Origin of the sequence: Rhizobium sp. AN6A, assembly GCF_900215635.1 — a bacterium.
GTDB classification, from domain to species: Bacteria; Pseudomonadota; Alphaproteobacteria; order Rhizobiales; family Rhizobiaceae; genus Agrobacterium; species Agrobacterium tumefaciens.
The window spans coordinates 877,299-893,397 of record NZ_OCNC01000004.1 but is presented as its reverse complement, the minus strand read 5'-3'; the positions used below and the strand labels follow the sequence as shown (position 1 = coordinate 893,397).

The window sequence follows — 16,099 nt, the reverse complement described above, 5'->3', positions numbered from 1 at the left end:
AAAAGACACGGGAACGACCATGGCCCTCGGCTTCATCAAAAAAGTCTTTTCTTTCGGCAAGGACAAGGCCGGGACGGACGGCAAGCCGCAAGAGGATTCCGCGCTTGAACGCGCCAGAGAAAATGCCTCTTTCGATGAGGCGCTGAGCGAAGCCGAAGCACATCCCATTGTCGAGAAAGACCCGGTTTCCGAACTGGAGATCGAGACGGCCGGTGGGCCTGCTCCGGATGTCGATGCGGCCCTTTCCGACGATCAAGAGGAAGAGGACGCGCCGCTTCTGCCCGGTGCCGAGCAGGCCGGAGACATCGGCGTTGTTCCGCTGTCGCTGTTGCAGGCCGAAGCCGCCGCCGAAGAACAGGCCGAGGTTTTGCCCGAAGCTGCCGATGCCGTGCTCGATGCGGATGCGATGGATGCGCTGCTCGATGAGGCGGAGGCCGCCGGTGCCGTCGAGCCCTCTGCCGTTTCGCCGATCTTGCCGAAAGGTTTTGCGGCGGCAAGCGAGCGCGAAGAGCCTGTCGCCGAAGCGCCGCAGCCGAAGCTCAGCTGGTTCCAGCGCCTGCGGGCCGGGCTTGCGCGCACCTCCTCGCAACTTACCACCCAGATTTCGGCGCTGTTCACCAAGCGCAAGCTGGATGAGGATACGCTCGACGAACTGGAAGACCTTCTCATCCAGTCGGATCTGGGTGTCGAGACCGCCATGCGCATCACCGGCGCCCTGTCTTCGGAACGTTACGGCAAGGATGTCAGCGGCGAGGACGTGGCGCGCATCATGGCGGGTGAGATCACCAAGGTCCTGAAACCTGTCGCCAAGCCGCTGGAACTCGATCTTTCACACAAGCCGCATGTCATTCTCGTCGTCGGCGTGAACGGCACTGGCAAAACCACGACCATCGGCAAGCTCGCCTCCAAGCTTTCAGGCTCTGGCCTCAAGGTCATGCTCGCGGCCGGCGATACGTTCCGTGCGGCGGCAATCGAGCAGCTCAAGATCTGGGCTGATCGCACCGGCTCGCAATTCATCGGCACCAAGCTCGGCGCGGATGCCTCGGGTCTGGCTTACGACGCCTATGAGCAGGCGCGTGCGCAAAAAAGCGATGTGCTCATCATTGATACTGCCGGCCGTTTGCAGAACAAGACGGAGCTGATGGCGGAGCTGGAAAAGATCGTGCGCGTGCTCGGCAAGCTCGATCCCGATGCGCCGCATACCGTGCTTCAGACACTGGACGCGACGACCGGGCAGAACGCCTTGAACCAGGTGGAGATATTCCGCAATGTTGCGGGTGTTTCGGGCCTGATTATGACAAAATTGGATGGCACGGCGCGTGGCGGTATCCTCGTGGCCATTGCCGCCAAACACAAGCTGCCGGTGTATTTCATTGGTGTGGGTGAAGGCGTGGACGATCTGGAGCCCTTCGAGGCGGAAGATTTCGCCAAGGCCATTGCGGGAGTTTGAGTATGGATATTGAAAGCAATTCCAAGGAAAGCGAAAAGATGGTGGCGGAAATCAGCCCGCTCCTGAAATTCGTGCTCGAGCTTGGTCCGCTTATGGTGTTCTTTTTCGCCAATTCCCGCGGCGAATGGCTGGCCTCCACTTTTCCGGTACTGACGGAGTTCGGCGGGCCGATCTTCATCGCCACCGGCCTGTTCATGATTGCAACCGCAATTGCGCTTTCCGTCTCATGGATGCTGACGCGCAAGCTGCCGATCATGCCGCTGATATCAGGCATCGTGGTTCTCGTGTTCGGTGCGCTGACGCTGTGGCTGCAGAACGATACCTTCATCAAGATGAAGCCAACCATCGTCAATGCGCTGTTCGGCGTCATTCTGCTGGGCGGCCTGTTTTTCGGTCAGTCGCTGCTTGGCTATGTCTTCAATTCGGCCTTCAGGCTGAACGATGAGGGCTGGCGCAAGCTGACGCTGCGGTGGGGCGTCTTCTTCCTCTTTCTCGCCGTGCTGAACGAGGTGGTCTGGCGCATGTTCTCTACCGACGCATGGGTTGCGTTCAAGGTGTGGGGCACGATGCCGATCACGATCATCTTCACCATGGCGCAAATGCCGCTCGTCATGCGTCATTCGCTCGAACCGCTGAACAAGGACGAAAAATGACAGTTGCAGAGATGCCGGCTTCCCGTTCGCGCTCGTTCAGATGGTTCGGTGTCGCCGCCGGACTTCTTCTCCTGCAGATCGTCATCCTCTATGCCATGGGTCGCATTCCCATTTGCGAATGCGGCTATGTGAAGCTGTTCGAACCCGGTGTGAACACGCCGGGCAATTCCCAGCATCTTGCCGACTGGTACACGCCCTCACACATTATCCACGGCTTCCTGTTTTACGGGCTCGCCTGGCTGCTGTTTCGCAAGAAACCCCTTTCCATGCGGCTTTCTTTTGCGGTTTTGATAGAGGCAGCGTGGGAAATTCTCGAAAACTCGCCGCTCATCATCGATCGTTACCGCACGGCGACCATGGCGCTGGGTTATACCGGCGACAGCATCCTGAACTCCGCGATGGACACCGTTTTCATGGCGCTGGGTTTCCTCTTCGCCGCCCGCGTGCCGGTGTGGCTGACGGTTGTGATCGCCATCTTCTTTGAAATCTTCACCGGCTGGCTGATCCGCGATAATCTGACGCTGAACGTGGTGATGCTGGTCTGGCCCGTCGAAGCGATCAAGCAATGGCAGAACGCGCTCCCGCCAATGTGAACATATCTGCCCGTACGTGCGTCGGAAAGGCACGAAAACCCTGCATTATATGCAAGTTTTCTTAAGGGCATTGCGGTAGTGTCCGGACTCAAAGGCTCGTCTTTCCGTCCGGCAGAACACTGTGCAAGATAATTTCGCCTATCTTCTCCCCTTCATCATGCTGACATTCGGTGTGGTATTCCTGTTCCTGCAGAGGACCGGCCACGCTTCGGCGCGATATTGGGGTTTCGGATATCTTTCGGCGGCGTTTGGTTTTGCCGCACCTCTGGTGCTTGGCGGCTTGCCCTTCGAAGTGCAGGCGATCGTCTCGAACCTGTTGTTTTTCTCTGCCTTTTTTCTCTACGGCCATGCGCTGCTCATCCATTTCGGACAGCCGCTTTATACGACGGCGCGACTGTCGATCGTGGCTGCGGCGGTTTTGCTGGTCTCGTTCCATGTCTTCGTCACGCCGGATCTGAAACGTGAGCTGGTCATCGGTGATCTTGTCTGCGCCCTGCTGCTCGCCATCCCGGTCTGGATCGTGCGGAAGCGGCCCCTGGCGCTTGCAGACAGGCTGATGGTGGCGATTGCGTCGCTGGTGGTGCTTGAAACGCTGGCGCGCATCGGCATGTTGCTGGTGATGACGCCGAACGGTTCGATGATCGAACTCAGCGAATTCTTCGAATCCGATTATGCATTTTACATGCAAGTTGCCGCGAGCATATTCGGCTTTCTGCTTGCGCTATCCATACTCGCGAGCCAGATTTCCGTGACTGTCGACCGGCACCTGCAAGCGGCTGAGCACGATCCGCTGACGGATGTGCTGAACCGCCGTGGGTTCGACCGGCGCGTTCCCGATTTTCGCAGCGGGACACCAATAGGCGCAGTAATTGCCTGCGACATAGACCATTTTAAGCGTATCAACGATGACTATGGCCACGCCGCCGGCGATATCGTTCTCATCGGCCTTTCAGACCTTCTCAGGAAAAGCGCGCGTAGCGACGCTCTGGTGGCGCGTTTCGGTGGCGAGGAATTCGTAGTTTTCCTGCCCGGCCACACCGCCGCCGCGGCCGGTCACCTTGCCAATGCCATGCGTTTGAACCTTCTGTCGCTGGATTGGCGTAGCCGTGGCGTGGCCACCAAGGTCACGGCGAGCTTCGGCGTTTCAGCTGTCGCGAGGGGAGATCATTCAATTCACGATGCGATCAAACGCGCTGACGACAGCCTGTATGCGGCAAAGCGTGGTGGCCGCAATCAGGTCGTGCTTGAAGGGATGGGTTTGCAGGCGACAGCCGAAGGGCCGTCGCTAAGGGTGATTTCCAAGGTATAATACCGTTCCGCGCGCGGGCTACTTTCCGGCCGCAGCGGTGATCGCCGGCAATAAATCCCGCTCGACGCTGCGGGCATCGAAGGGGCCGACCTTTTTGTAGAGGATCGTGCCGTCGGCGCCGACCAGATAGCTTTCAGGGATACCGTAGACACCCCAGTCAATCGCGGCCTTGCCGTTCGGGTCGACGCCTATCGCGGCAAAGGGATTGCCGAGTTCGCCGAGAAAACGAAGCGCGTTGTCCGGTTTGTCCTTATAGTTGATGCCGACGACGGTGATGCGTTTGTCTTTCGCCAATTCCTGAAGGATGGGATGCTCCTGACGGCACGGAATGCACCAGGAGGCGAAGACGTTGACCAGCGTCAGCTTACCCTTGACGGCGGCATCGTTGAGGGCCGGCAGGTTTGAGCCTTCCAGCGGCGGCAGCGACAGTGCGGGCGCCTTGGTTCCGATGAGCGCCGATGGAATGGCGCTGATATCCAGCCCGTTGACGTCCTGATCGTAGAGCATCTTGCCGGCGATAATGGCAAAACCGCCGAAAAGCAGAAGCGGCAGAAGCGCCAGGGCATATCGTGTGCGCCCCGTGCTTTTGGCTTTGGTGTTCTGGTCCTGGCTGGCCTGTGTCATCGGGTTTCACTCGCGGAGCCGGCTTTTGCCCTGCGGCGCACGCCGGATGCCTCCAATTCCTTCAGTTCCCGTTTGCGCGCCTGACCATCCAAGATGACCCAGGCGATGAGACAGAGGACGACAAGGCCGGTCGCCGCATAGGACATGCCGATATAAAAGGCGTGTGTCATGGCCTCATGCCTCCCGGTTTGCCATGCGGGCGGCAAGCCGCCGCTGGGCTGCCACGCGCCGGCGCCAGATTTCGTTGCGCATTGCGGCGATGTGCAACGTGAAGAACAGTAGCGTAAAGCCGATCGCCATGGTCAGAAGCGGCCAGAGAAATTCCGCATCGATTGCCGAGCCGCCCATGCGGATGACGCTTGCTGGCTGGTGAAGCGTATTCCACCATTCAACTGAAAACTTGATGATGGGAATATTCACAAAACCCACGAGGATAAGCACGGCGCTGACACGGGCGGCTCTTGAAGGGTCGTCCATGGCGCGGTTGAGCGCTATCAGGCCAAGATACATCAGAAAAAGCACGAAGACGGACGTCAGCCGCGCGTCCCATACCCACCAGGTTCCCCACATGGGTTTACCCCAGAGCGAGCCGGTAACAAGCGCAATCAGCGTGAAGGCAGCGCCGATGGGTGCGGCCGCCTTGTGGCTGACATCCGCGACCGGATGACGCCAGACGAGCGTGCCGATCGCTGAGACCGCCATGACCGTATAACACATCATCGAAAGCCAGGCGGAGGGGACATGCACATACATGATGCGCACGGTATAACCCTGCTGGTAGTCGCCCTCTGTCGTGAAAGACAGATAGAGACCGGCGGCCAGAACCAACGCCGTCAGGACCGCAAGCCAGGGCAGAATGCGTGCCGAGAGCACCAGAAACCGCGTGGGGTTGGCGAGATCACTGAATTTGGTGATGGTGAAAGTCTGCTCGTTCATGCCGTTTGTGTAACCCGAGAATGGCCGCCCCGCAATTGATCGCCGTCAATCGTAGATCGGCAATTGCGGTTTCATCAATCCATAACATTGCGCAACGCCAAAGCGGCAAAGAAAGGACCGGTCACGGCTGAAAATAACGTGATCGCGCAGAGAATGAGGAAGGGCGGCATAAAGGGTGCCGGATCCTGCACCGCCGCATAGGACGCGCTGACGCCGAAGATCAGAACTGGAATGGCCAATGGCAGCACAAGGATGGAGACCAGAAGGCCGCCGCGCGGCAAGGCAACTGCGACAGCGGCACCCACCGCGCCGATGAATGTAATGGCGGGCGATCCGACAAGGAGTGTGAGCATCACCGCGCCGATCGCCACTTCGTCCATGTTCATGAACAGGCCGATGAGCGGCGAGGCGATGACCAGCGGCAGACCCGTTCCCACCCAATGCGCCAGGCATTTGACGAGCACGGTCAGCACAAGCGGGTTTTCCTGCATGAGTATGAGGTCTAGCGAGCCGTCATCCCGCTCTGCCTGAAACAGCCTGTCGAGCCCGAGGAGGGTGGAGAGCAGCGCGCCGATCCAGACGATGGCCGGGCCGATGCGTGCAAGCAGATTGAGATCAGGCCCGACACCGAAGGGGATGACGGCGACAACGGTCATGAAGAACAAGACGCCGATCAGCGCGCCACCGCCGGCGCGGATGGAGAGTTTCAGGTCGCGGAGGAAGAGGGCGGTCATTGGAGGCGCCTCGGTAGGCGGGTATACCCCGCGCGCATAGCCCTCATGCCCAAGCCTCCACACCTGCAAAGCCCGTCATCTGCAATTCCCGCGCATTGTCGAGCCCAAGCGGCTGATGGGTCGCAGCCATGACGATGCCGCCTCTCCTCAGGTGGCTCTTGACCAGATCCGTGAACATGCCGTCCGCGGCTTTGTCGAGCGCCGCTGTCGGCTCGTCGAGAATCCACACCGGCCGCCATGCGATCAAAAGCTTTGCCATAGCAAAACGTCGCTGCTGGCCCGCAGACAGGTAACCGAAGGGCAGGTGGGTGATGCCCGCAAGGCCGACGATGTCTGCCGCCTCATCGATATCGACACCGGCGCCGCCGGTGAAGTCACCGAGAAAGTCTTTCCAGAACCGCAGATTCTCCGAAACCGTCAGTTCCGTTTTCATTGCGTTGCGATGGCCGAGATAATGGCAAGCCTCCGATGGACGCATGTCCGCTTCTATTCCTTTGCCGGCTATCTTTACCCAGCCCTGCTCGGGGCGCAGCAGGCCGGCCACAGTGCGCAGAAGCGTGGATTTTCCCGAGCCGTTGCGGCCGGTCAGCACCAGTGCTTCGCCGTCGCTTAACTTGAAGGAAATGTTCATGAATATGAAATCTTCGCCGCGTCGCACGCCAAGATTTTCCGCCGTCAAATCCATGCTGCGTTTCCGTATAAGATTTTCATCGTCTCGCATAAAAAAATCGATTTGATTTCCTGAATGGTCTGGCACGTTTCTGAGAAATTATCTATATGGGTGTCAACCACGCCAGCGGCCGGCGTGAACATCATCTTGCGCCGGACTTGACGATTGCGAGGAGCAATTTTCACGTGCGGACAGCGGAAATGGTCGTACCCGCATCCTGATGTGCATGAGTGCATAGGTGTCCGCACGCACGTGTTGGCTATCAGAGTAAGCGGGGTTTTTATCCATGCCCAAATCACTCGACAGTTTTCATTGTCGTTCCGTCCTTACCGTTGATGGTAAGGACTACGTCTATTTCAGCCTTCCCAAGGCTGAGGCAAACGGCCTGAAGGGCGTTTCCAAGCTCCCCTATTCCATGAAAGTTCTTCTGGAAAACCTGCTTCGTTTCGAGGACGGCCAGTCCGTCACCAAGGAGCATATTCTGGCCGTTGCAGAGTGGCTGAACAATAAGGGTCTGACCGAAAACGAAATCGCCTATCGCCCCGCCCGCGTTCTCATGCAGGACTTCACCGGCGTTCCGGCTGTGGTCGATCTCGCCGCCATGCGCGACGCCATGGTGTCGCTCGGTGGCGACCCGGAAAAGATCAATCCGCTCGTTCCCGTCGACCTCGTGATCGACCACTCTGTTATCGTTGACGAATTCGGCACGCCGACTGCGTTTGCACGCAACGTCGAGCTTGAATATGAGCGCAATGGCGAGCGTTACCGCTTCCTGAAGTGGGGCCAGCAGGCGTTCAAGAACTTCCGCGTGGTTCCGCCCGGTACCGGCATCTGTCACCAGGTCAACCTCGAATATCTCGGCCAGACCGTCTGGACCAAGGAAGAGGACGGCGAAACGATCGCTTACCCGGATACCTGCGTCGGCACCGATAGCCACACCACCATGATCAACGGTCTTGGCGTTCTTGGCTGGGGCGTTGGCGGTATCGAGGCTGAAGCAGCGATGCTCGGCCAGCCGGTCTCCATGCTCCTGCCTGAGGTCATCGGCTTCAAGCTGACCGGCAAGGTGAAGGAAGGCGTGACTGCGACCGACCTCGTGCTGACCGTCGTGCAGATGCTGCGCAAGAAGGGCGTGGTTTCCAAGTTCGTCGAATTCTTCGGCCCCGGCCTCGATTCGATGACGCTGGCCGACCGTGCCACCATCGGCAATATGGGTCCGGAATATGGCGCTACCTGCGGCTTCTTCCCGGTTGATGGCGAGACCATCAACTACCTGACCATGTCCGGCCGCACCAAGGACCGTATCGCGCTTGTCGAAGCCTATTCGAAGGCGCAGGACATGTGGCGGACCGGTGACGGTTCCGACCTCGTCTTCACCGACACCCTTGAACTCGACCTTGGCGACGTCGTGCCATCCATGGCCGGTCCGAAGCGTCCGGAAGGCCGTCTGCCGCTCGAAACCATTGCACCGAATTTCGCGACGGCTCTCGAGAACGACTACAAGAAGCCCGGTCAGCTCCACAGCCGCTATGCGGTTGAGGGCGAGGACTTCGATCTCGGCCATGGCGATGTGGCGATTGCCGCCATCACCTCCTGCACCAACACGTCCAACCCTTCCGTTCTCATCGCTGCCGGCCTTCTCGCCCGCAATGCGGTTGCCAAGGGTCTGAAGTCCCAGCCTTGGGTGAAGACCTCGCTGGCGCCGGGGTCGCAGGTCGTTGCCGAATATCTCGACAAGTCGGGTCTGCAGAAGGATCTCGATGCGATCGGCTTCAACCTCGTCGGTTTCGGCTGCACCACCTGCATCGGCAACTCCGGCCCTCTGCCGGCACCGATCTCCAAGACTATCAACGACAAGGGCCTGATCACGGCCGGCGTTCTTTCCGGCAACCGCAACTTCGAAGGCCGTATCTCGCCGGATGTTCAGGCGAACTATCTCGCCTCGCCGCCGCTCGTCGTGGCCTACGCGCTTGCCGGCACGGTCCAGAAGGACCTGACGAAGGAGCCGATCGGCGACGACCAGAACGGCAATCCGGTCTATCTCAAGGATATCTGGCCGACCTCGCAGGAAATCCAGGAATTCATCCTGAAATACGTCACCCGCGAACTTTACGAATCGAAGTACGCTGATGTCTTCAAGGGCGACGCGAACTGGCAGGCCGTTCAGGTTCCCCCGGGCCAGACCTATGCCTGGGACGACAAGTCGACCTATGTTCAGAACCCGCCTTACTTCGTGGGCATGGGCAAGACCGGTACAGGCCTTACGAACATCAAGGGCGCCCGCGTTCTCGGTCTCTTCGGCGACAAGATCACAACCGACCATATTTCCCCGGCCGGTTCGATCAAGGCTGCTTCGCCCGCCGGCGCCTATCTGACGGAGCACGGCGTGGGCGTTGCCGATTTCAACCAGTACGGCACGCGTCGCGGCAACCATGAAGTCATGATGCGCGGCACCTTCGCCAATATCCGCATCCGCAACCACATGCTCGGCCCGAACGGCAAGGAAGGTGGCTACACCATCCACTATCCGTCGAAGGAAGAGATGTCGATCTACGACGCTGCCATGAAGTACAAGGCGGAGGGCGTTCCGCTCGTCATCTTCGCCGGTGTCGAATATGGCAACGGTTCTTCCCGTGACTGGGCGGCGAAGGGCACCAACCTGCTCGGCGTCAAGGCGGTCATCGCACAGTCCTTCGAGCGTATCCACCGCTCCAACCTCGTCGGCATGGGCGTCGTTCCCTTTGTCTTCGAGGAGGGCACGACCTGGGCAAGCCTTGATCTCAAAGGTGATGAAGTCGTCGAGATCGATGGTCTCGAAGGTGAAATCAAGCCGCGCGAAAAGAAGATCGCCAAGATCACCTACAGCGACGGTTCGGTGAAGGAAGTTCCGCTTCTATGCCGCATCGATACGCTGGATGAAGTGATCTACATGAACAATGGCGGCATTCTGCAGACCGTTCTTCGCGATCTGGTTGCCTGACAAAGCTTAGACCAACGAAGGACGCCGGGATTTTTCCCGGCGTCTTTGCGTTTCATCACCTCTTTTTTTGTGATTGCCACTCACCCCTTCGTGACTTTCTATTGAAGTGGAATAGACGTTATTTTCCGGTTTGCATCCGGTTGGGTTGATCGCATCAATTCGTCTGGATATCTGCTCCGGACAAAGGTTCTTGTAATGCCGCTGAAATTGCCCCTGTCGATATGTCTTCTCGGCACGTTCCTCGTCACATCCGCGCATGCGCAGGAGGCTGTGAAGGGCGTTGTCGAGTTGTTTACATCGCAGGGATGCGCGTCCTGCCCGCCGGCGGACGAAGCGTTGCGCAAGATGATCCAGAAGGGTGATGTCGTCGGCCTCTCCTACCATGTCGACTACTGGAATTATCTTGGCTGGACAGATTCCCTGGCATCGAAGGAAAATACCGAGCGGCAATATGGTTACATGCGCGCTCTCGGCCGCAACGGTGTCTATACGCCGCAGGCCATCCTGAACGGTCGCGACCACGTCAAGGGTGCGGATGTCCGCGGGATTTACGACAGGCTGGATGCTTTCAAGCGCGAGGGCCAGGGGCTGAACGTGCCGGTCGCGTCCAAATTTGCCGGTGACGAGGTGGAGATCGATATTGGCGCCGGCAGCGGCAAGGCCGATGTCGTGGTCGCTTATTTCACGCGCGAGCAGACGGTAGACGTGCAGAAGGGCGAAAACCAGGGGAAGAAAATGTCCTACTGGCACAGCGTCTATGACGTGCAGACAGTCGGCATGTGGGATGGTTCACCGATGACGGTGAAGCTTCCAGCAAGCGTGGTGGCAAAGGTGAAAAAGGGTGGCTGCGCCGTGCTGTTGCAAACGGCAAATGCCAGCGGCGATCCGGCGGCAATCGTCGGTGCAAGTATTTTACTGGGGAATGAAACACCCTGATCGCCTGTCTGGCGATGGAAGATCCGATCCGGGCATTGGGGGCTGGGGGTAAAGGGTCAATGCACCGGATCGGGTCATCTTGGTGCCTAGGCATCAATTGACAATAGGACTATTCCATTCAATTCGGGCCATGGTTTGACCGAAATACGGCAGGCCATGCTAAAATGGCTGCCTAAATGGTTACCTTTTTTACCCCTGTTTTTTTATAAGGCAGCGTCCTTATGGGCATCGGCGGGCGTCTTTCTGCGTCCCAGACGCCGGGTTTCGCTGCCGTCCAGAGACCGTAAAACCCTGCTCCAAAGTTGCGATCTCATGTTCAATGGCTGTTCGAGACTTGCAATTTTGTCTTCTCCGGCTCACATTAATCGGACGACTTGGGTGGAATCGGAGGTATTGGATGACCGATCAACCGGATGTGCAGCAGGTGCAGACCGCTTCACGCGACAGTTCCACCGTTGTCGATCTCCGAGAGTACAAAAAAGACAAAGACCCTCTGCCAATTACATTCCACCGGCGCGAGCTGGATGCGATCCTGCGCATCTATGGCCGCATGGTGGGAGAGGGCGAGTGGCGCGACTATGCCATCGACCACTTGAGGGAAAAGGCGGTATTTTCAGTGTTTAAACGCTCTGGTGAAATGCCGCTCTACAGGATCGAAAAGAACCCCAAGCTGGCGGCGAAACAGGGTGCCTATTGCGTGGTGAATACGGATGGCCGCATTCTCAAACGTGGCCACGAGCTGCCGCAGGTTCTCAAGGTTTTCGACAAGGTCCTGAAGCTCATCGAGTGAGATGAGACGGGACAAACTACCCTGCCGCAGCTTCATGCGGACACGCGGGTGGAGAGGCGATCAAGTTTCGAATTTCGGTAAATAAAAAGGCGGCCGAATGGCCGCCTTTTGCATGTTTTCCAGTTGGGTTCCTGCCCTTACTTGTCACGGTTGCCCATGAACTGCAGGAGGAACATGAACAGGTTGATGAAGTCGAGATAGAGAGTCAGCGCACCCATGATCGCCTTGCGGCCAGCCACGGCAACTTCGTCGCCATCGAAATACATTTCCTTGATCTTCTGCGTGTCATAGGCGGTGAGGCCAGCGAAGATCAAAACACCGATCGCGGAAATCGCGAACTGCAGCGCGGAAGAGGCGAGGAAGATGTTGACGATGGACGCGATGATCAGGCCGAACAGACCCATGATCAGGAACGAACCCATGCCTGAAAGGTCTTTCTTCGTGGTGTAACCGTAAAGCGAGAGTGCGCCGAACGAGGCAGCGGTCACGAAGAACGTCTGTACGACGCTCTGGCCAGTATAGACCAGGAAGATCGAAGACAGGGACACGCCCATCAGCGCCGCATAGACCCAGAAGGTCATCTGGGCGGCAGAAACGCTCATGTTCTGGATACGGAAGCTAAGGAAGAACACCAGTCCGAGCGGTGCGAGCATGACGACCCAGCGCAGCGGCGATGCATAGAGCAACTGGGCGAAAGCCGGATTGGTGGTCGCGAGCGTGAAGGTAGCGAATGCCGCAACACCGGTGATGACCAGAGCCAGTGCCATAAGGTTGTAAACCTTGAGCATGTAGGCGCGAAGACCTTCATCGATCATCGCACCAGTCTGTGCACGGGTCTGGGCCATGCGGTTCTGGTAGTTATTGAAGTCAGCCATTGTTTCCTCTTTTGAGCTCCGTAATTGCTACGGTGTCGGGATACCTCCCGGGCGCCGCTGCGGAGCTTCAGCAAGCCTGCCCAAGAATATGATGGCAGAACGTGTCCGATACAAGGCCTTTTGCAGTCGAAAAGACACCATATGCGCGAAAAGCGCTCACGTTTCAGCGATCATTACAAAGAATTAATCGTTAAAGTTAAGCGGTGCACAACCGAAGATTATTCACCCGCCTGCCGCAAAACCGGAGCGGCCTTCTGCCCGAGAATTCGCCATGTGCCGATAAGACCGATGCCCACCGTCATGACGAGGGCGACGACGACTGTGCCGATCGCCACATCCGGCAGGAAACTCGACGGCAGTTTCATGATGCGGGAAATCACGAACCATGCGGAGACGCCGCCAGCGAAAAGCGCGAAAACGGCGGTGGCGAGACCAAGCATCATATATTCATAGGAAAAGGCGCGGATAAGCAGGCTTCGTGTGCCCCCCAGCGTTTTAAGGATGACCGCATCATGAGTGCGGGCACGGTTTCCGGCGGCAAGAGCGCCAGCAAGGACGAGGACGGAGGCTATGAGCGCAACGGCCGCTGCTGCGCGAATTGCGGTGGCAAGCTGGCCGACCAGCCGGTTGACCACATCGAGCGCGTCCTTCACGCGTACGCTTGTTATCGTCGGGTAGGCGTTGGTAACGGCGCGCAATATCTGGCCCTCCTCGCTTGCGGATGCGGAGGGGTCGGCGAGTGTGGCAAGCCAGGCATGTGGTGCGCCACGGAAGGTATTGGGTGAAAACACCATGACGAAATTGATCGACAGCGATTCCCATTCGACATTGCGCAGATTGGCGATCTTTGCCGTGATACTGCGGCCGAGCACGTTGACGGTAACGGTGTCGCCGATCTTGAGGCCCAGTTCCTGCGCCTCTTTCGCCGCAAAAGAGACCAGCGGCTCGCCGCTATAATCCGGTCCCCACCATGTTCCTTCGGTCAGCTTGGCGTTTTCGGGAGCATCCTGCGAATAGGTTATGCCCCGATCACCGCGCAGCAGCCAGCGGCCGGATGGCGGCACATCTATCTTCGTCACGTCCTCGCCATTAAGAGCCAGAATGCGGCCGCGCAGCATCGGCACCTCGGTCAGCGTTCCCTGAGGCGCTTCTTGCCTGAGAAGATCGCGGAAACCCTGCAACTCGGTGCCCTGAATATCCACGAAGAAGAAATTCGGCGCTCGTTCCGGCAGGCTGTCGGTCAGTTCGCGGCGCAGATTGCCGTCGATCAGCGTCAGGGTCACCAGCAGCGTCAGCCCGAGGCCGAGGGAGAGAACGACGGAGGGGGTGAGCGCACCCGGCCGGTGAATATTGCCGATCGCCAGGCGAAGGGCGGCGGAATGAACGCGCGGGCTGCGTTTGGCGATGGCCTTGACGCCTGACGCCACCAGTCGCAGCACCACAAACGCGAAGGCGATGGCGGCAAGGAAAACCGAGGCGATGAAACGTTCTTCTGCCGAAAAGATGGCAAGTATGGCCAGCGCAGCCAACAACAAGCCCGTCACTGCGAGATAAGGCCAGGACGGCCAGCTGCCCTCCTCGAACCCCTGCTCTCGAAAAAGGGCGGTCGCGGGAACTTCGCGCGCCTGGCCGAGTGGCACGATGGCGAAGGCAAGTGTCGTCAATATGCCGAACAGGGCGGCAAGACCAAGTGCTGCCGGATAGAAGGCAAGCTCTTTCGGCACCGGAAGCAAGCCCTCCAGAAACCGCATGGCGATCAGCGGGGCGATGGCGCCCACAGCGAGGCCGATGATGATGCCAACGGCGGCAATGAACACGATCTGGAAGAGATAGGTCATGGTGACCACGGAAGCCGGCGCGCCTAGGCATTTCAGCGAGGCGATTGTGGTGCGCTTGGAATCTAGGAACGCGCGAACGGCGTTCGCAACGCCGACGCCGCCAACGATGAGGGCGGTCAGGCCCACCAGCGTCAGGAATTGCGAGAAGCGGTTGACGTTTTCGGTAAGCGATGGCGCCGCCCTGTCACTCGTGCGGATGGACCAGCCGGCATCGGGAAACGTCTTGTTGGCCGCATCGGTCATCGTTGCCCGCGCTGCAGGATCGTTCAGCATGATCTTGTAGGCGTGTTCGACCAGACTTCCGTTCTGAACGAGACCTGAGGCGAAAAGCGCATCACGGCTGACCATCAGCCTTGGGGCAAAACCGAAGCCGTCGGACAGGGCATCCGGCTCGTCGACAACCGTGCCGGTCAGTTTCAGCTTCACATTGCCGAGAAGGATATCGTCGCCGACCTTGATGCCCAGCCGCTCCAGGAGAAGCGGCGCGGCAACGGCGCCATAGGTATCGCCGTTCGCAGCCAGAAGCTCGCTCAGAGGCCGGTTTGGATCTGCCACGAACGCGCCGTAGAGCGGATAGGCGCCGTCTACGGCCTTTACTTCCGTCAGTGTCTGTTCGGAACCATCGGCAAGGCGCGCCATGGAGCGCAGCCCGGTGGAAACCGCGATTTTGCCGAGGCCATCGAGATAGGCCCGTTCCTCTGCGGTTGCCTCCCTGTTGCGCAGCTCGAAGCGCACATCGCCAGCCAGTATCGACTGGCCTTCCGTCGCAATCGCGCTGGTGACGGCGCGTGATACGGAGTTGACGGCGGCAATGGCGCCGGTTCCGAGCGCGATGCAGGCGAGGAAAATATAGAAGCCACGCAGGCCGCCGCGAATTTCGCGCCGCGCGAGCCTCAATGCATTTTTGATGTTGGCAACAGACGGGAGAATGGAGCCGATCATGCCGATACCGCCCGGGCCATATGGGCAGTGGCGCTGTCACCCTCTATCTCGCCGGAGCGCACCTTGATCTGTCGCGAGCAACGGGCGGCCAGTGACGGATCATGGGTGACAAGGATCATCGTCATGCCGCGTTCGGCCTGTTTTGAGAAAAGGAGATCGGCGATCTGCTGGCCCGTATCCGCATCCAGATTGCCGGTCGGTTCGTCTGCGATCAACACGGCGGGGGAGGGTGCAAGCGCGCGGGCGATCGCAACACGCTGCTGTTCGCCACCGGAGAGCTGGCCGGGATAATGGTTGAGGCGTTCGCCGAGACCGACAGCAACGAGTTCCCGTTTGGCGATCTCGAAGGGGTTCGGCACGTTGGCCAGTTCCAGTGGAACGGCTACGTTTTCCAGCGCCGTCATATTGGCGATGAGGTGGAAAGACTGGAAAACGATGCCGATATTCTTGCCGCGGAAATCCGCGAGAGCGTCCTCGCCGAGCTTATGCAGTTCCGTGCCCGCTATCACGATCTCGCCGCTATCCAGCCTTTCGAGACCGGCAAGCACCATCAAAAGGGTCGATTTTCCCGAACCTGAAGGGCCGACGATGCCCACCGCCTCGCTTTCGCCAATGGCAAGATCGATGCTCTTGAGAACGTGAACGGAGGCGGCGGCGTTGCCGAGCGTGAGGTCGGCTTTCTTAAGCTCTATGATGCTTTTCGTCACAATTCTCGTTCCTATATATGATGAAAACAGTCTGGCGGTGTCGATGCGGACGGTATTTCAGA

15 protein-coding genes are annotated in these 16,099 nt (G+C 58.8%); 7 read left to right on the top strand and 8 right to left on the bottom strand.

Features of this window, described 5'->3' with window-relative positions; genetic code table 11:
• Positions 1 to 19: 19 nt before the first annotated feature.
• The 4 genes from ftsY to CRO62_RS16925 all read left to right on the top strand — a co-directional run bounded on the left by ftsY (position 20) and on the right by CRO62_RS16925 (position 4,005).
• Entirely contained in the window at positions 20 to 1,450 is a 1,431-nt protein-coding gene (gene ftsY, locus CRO62_RS16940) for a signal recognition particle-docking protein FtsY (protein ID WP_097100957.1), read from the top strand.
• A gap of 2 nt (positions 1,451 to 1,452) precedes the next feature.
• Positions 1,453 to 2,103 (top strand): septation protein A, encoded by a 651-nt coding sequence (locus CRO62_RS16935; protein WP_003516625.1) that lies wholly within the window; start codon positions 1,453 to 1,455, stop codon positions 2,101 to 2,103.
• Positions 2,100 to 2,696, top strand: a complete 597-nt coding sequence (locus tag CRO62_RS16930; protein ID WP_097100956.1) for a DUF2585 domain-containing protein — start codon at positions 2,100 to 2,102, stop codon at positions 2,694 to 2,696. Before CRO62_RS16935 ends, CRO62_RS16930 begins: the two co-directional genes overlap by 4 nt.
• A 121-nt stretch (positions 2,697 to 2,817) precedes the next feature.
• Positions 2,818 to 4,005 (top strand): GGDEF domain-containing protein, encoded by a 1,188-nt coding sequence (locus tag CRO62_RS16925; RefSeq protein ID WP_179784553.1) that lies wholly within the window; start codon positions 2,818 to 2,820, stop codon positions 4,003 to 4,005.
• An 18-nt stretch (positions 4,006 to 4,023) separates the two neighbouring features.
• On the opposite strand, the gene CRO62_RS16920 is transcribed toward CRO62_RS16925, so the two are convergent.
• From CRO62_RS16920 to ccmA, 5 genes are all read right to left on the bottom strand, one after another.
• Positions 4,024 to 4,629: a DsbE family thiol:disulfide interchange protein gene (locus CRO62_RS16920; protein WP_013636917.1), complete on the bottom strand. Its 606-nt coding sequence runs from the start codon at positions 4,627 to 4,629 to the stop codon at positions 4,024 to 4,026.
• Positions 4,626 to 4,799, bottom strand: a complete 174-nt coding sequence (gene ccmD / locus CRO62_RS16915; RefSeq protein ID WP_097100955.1) for a heme exporter protein CcmD — start codon at positions 4,797 to 4,799, stop codon at positions 4,626 to 4,628. The genes CRO62_RS16920 and ccmD overlap by 4 nt, the downstream gene beginning before the upstream one ends.
• 4 nt (positions 4,800 to 4,803) lie before the next feature.
• Positions 4,804 to 5,565: a heme ABC transporter permease gene (locus CRO62_RS16910; RefSeq protein ID WP_097100954.1), complete on the bottom strand. Its 762-nt coding sequence runs from the start codon at positions 5,563 to 5,565 to the stop codon at positions 4,804 to 4,806.
• Positions 5,566 to 5,639: 74 nt separating this feature from the next.
• Positions 5,640 to 6,299, bottom strand: coding sequence for a heme exporter protein CcmB (gene ccmB / locus CRO62_RS16905; protein WP_097100953.1), 660 nt, complete (start codon positions 6,297 to 6,299; stop codon positions 5,640 to 5,642).
• A 43-nt stretch (positions 6,300 to 6,342) separates the two neighbouring features.
• Positions 6,343 to 6,984: a heme ABC exporter ATP-binding protein CcmA gene (ccmA, locus tag CRO62_RS16900; RefSeq protein ID WP_065705171.1), complete on the bottom strand. Its 642-nt coding sequence runs from the start codon at positions 6,982 to 6,984 to the stop codon at positions 6,343 to 6,345.
• Positions 6,985 to 7,255: 271 nt separating this feature from the next.
• Between ccmA and acnA the strand changes: the two genes are divergently transcribed.
• From acnA to CRO62_RS16885, 3 genes are all read left to right on the top strand, one after another.
• Positions 7,256 to 9,949, top strand: a complete 2,694-nt coding sequence (acnA, locus tag CRO62_RS16895; RefSeq protein WP_097100952.1) for an aconitate hydratase AcnA — start codon at positions 7,256 to 7,258, stop codon at positions 9,947 to 9,949.
• Positions 9,950 to 10,144: 195 nt separating this feature from the next.
• Entirely contained in the window at positions 10,145 to 10,885 is a 741-nt protein-coding gene (locus tag CRO62_RS16890) for a DUF1223 domain-containing protein (protein WP_003516643.1), read from the top strand.
• A 397-nt stretch (positions 10,886 to 11,282) separates the two neighbouring features.
• Positions 11,283 to 11,675 (top strand): DUF2794 domain-containing protein, encoded by a 393-nt coding sequence (locus tag CRO62_RS16885; RefSeq protein WP_003516645.1) that lies wholly within the window; start codon positions 11,283 to 11,285, stop codon positions 11,673 to 11,675.
• Between the two features lie 137 nt (positions 11,676 to 11,812).
• Here CRO62_RS16885 and CRO62_RS16880 read toward each other — a convergent pair whose 3' ends face one another.
• The 3 genes from CRO62_RS16880 to CRO62_RS16870 all read right to left on the bottom strand — a co-directional run bounded on the left by CRO62_RS16880 (position 11,813) and on the right by CRO62_RS16870 (position 16,037).
• A complete protein-coding gene (locus CRO62_RS16880) occupies positions 11,813 to 12,550 on the bottom strand; it encodes a Bax inhibitor-1 family protein (protein WP_013636912.1) in 738 nt (245 codons plus the stop codon).
• A 218-nt stretch (positions 12,551 to 12,768) separates the two neighbouring features.
• Positions 12,769 to 15,330 carry an ABC transporter permease gene (locus CRO62_RS16875; RefSeq protein WP_097100951.1) on the bottom strand — a complete coding sequence of 854 codons (2,562 nt, stop codon included), beginning with the start codon at positions 15,328 to 15,330 and terminating at the stop codon, positions 12,769 to 12,771.
• Complete coding sequence (locus CRO62_RS16870; RefSeq protein WP_003516652.1) at positions 15,327 to 16,037, bottom strand: ABC transporter ATP-binding protein; 711 nt, start codon at positions 16,035 to 16,037, stop codon at positions 15,327 to 15,329. The genes CRO62_RS16875 and CRO62_RS16870 overlap by 4 nt, the downstream gene beginning before the upstream one ends.
• Positions 16,038 to 16,099: the final 62 nt, after the last annotated feature.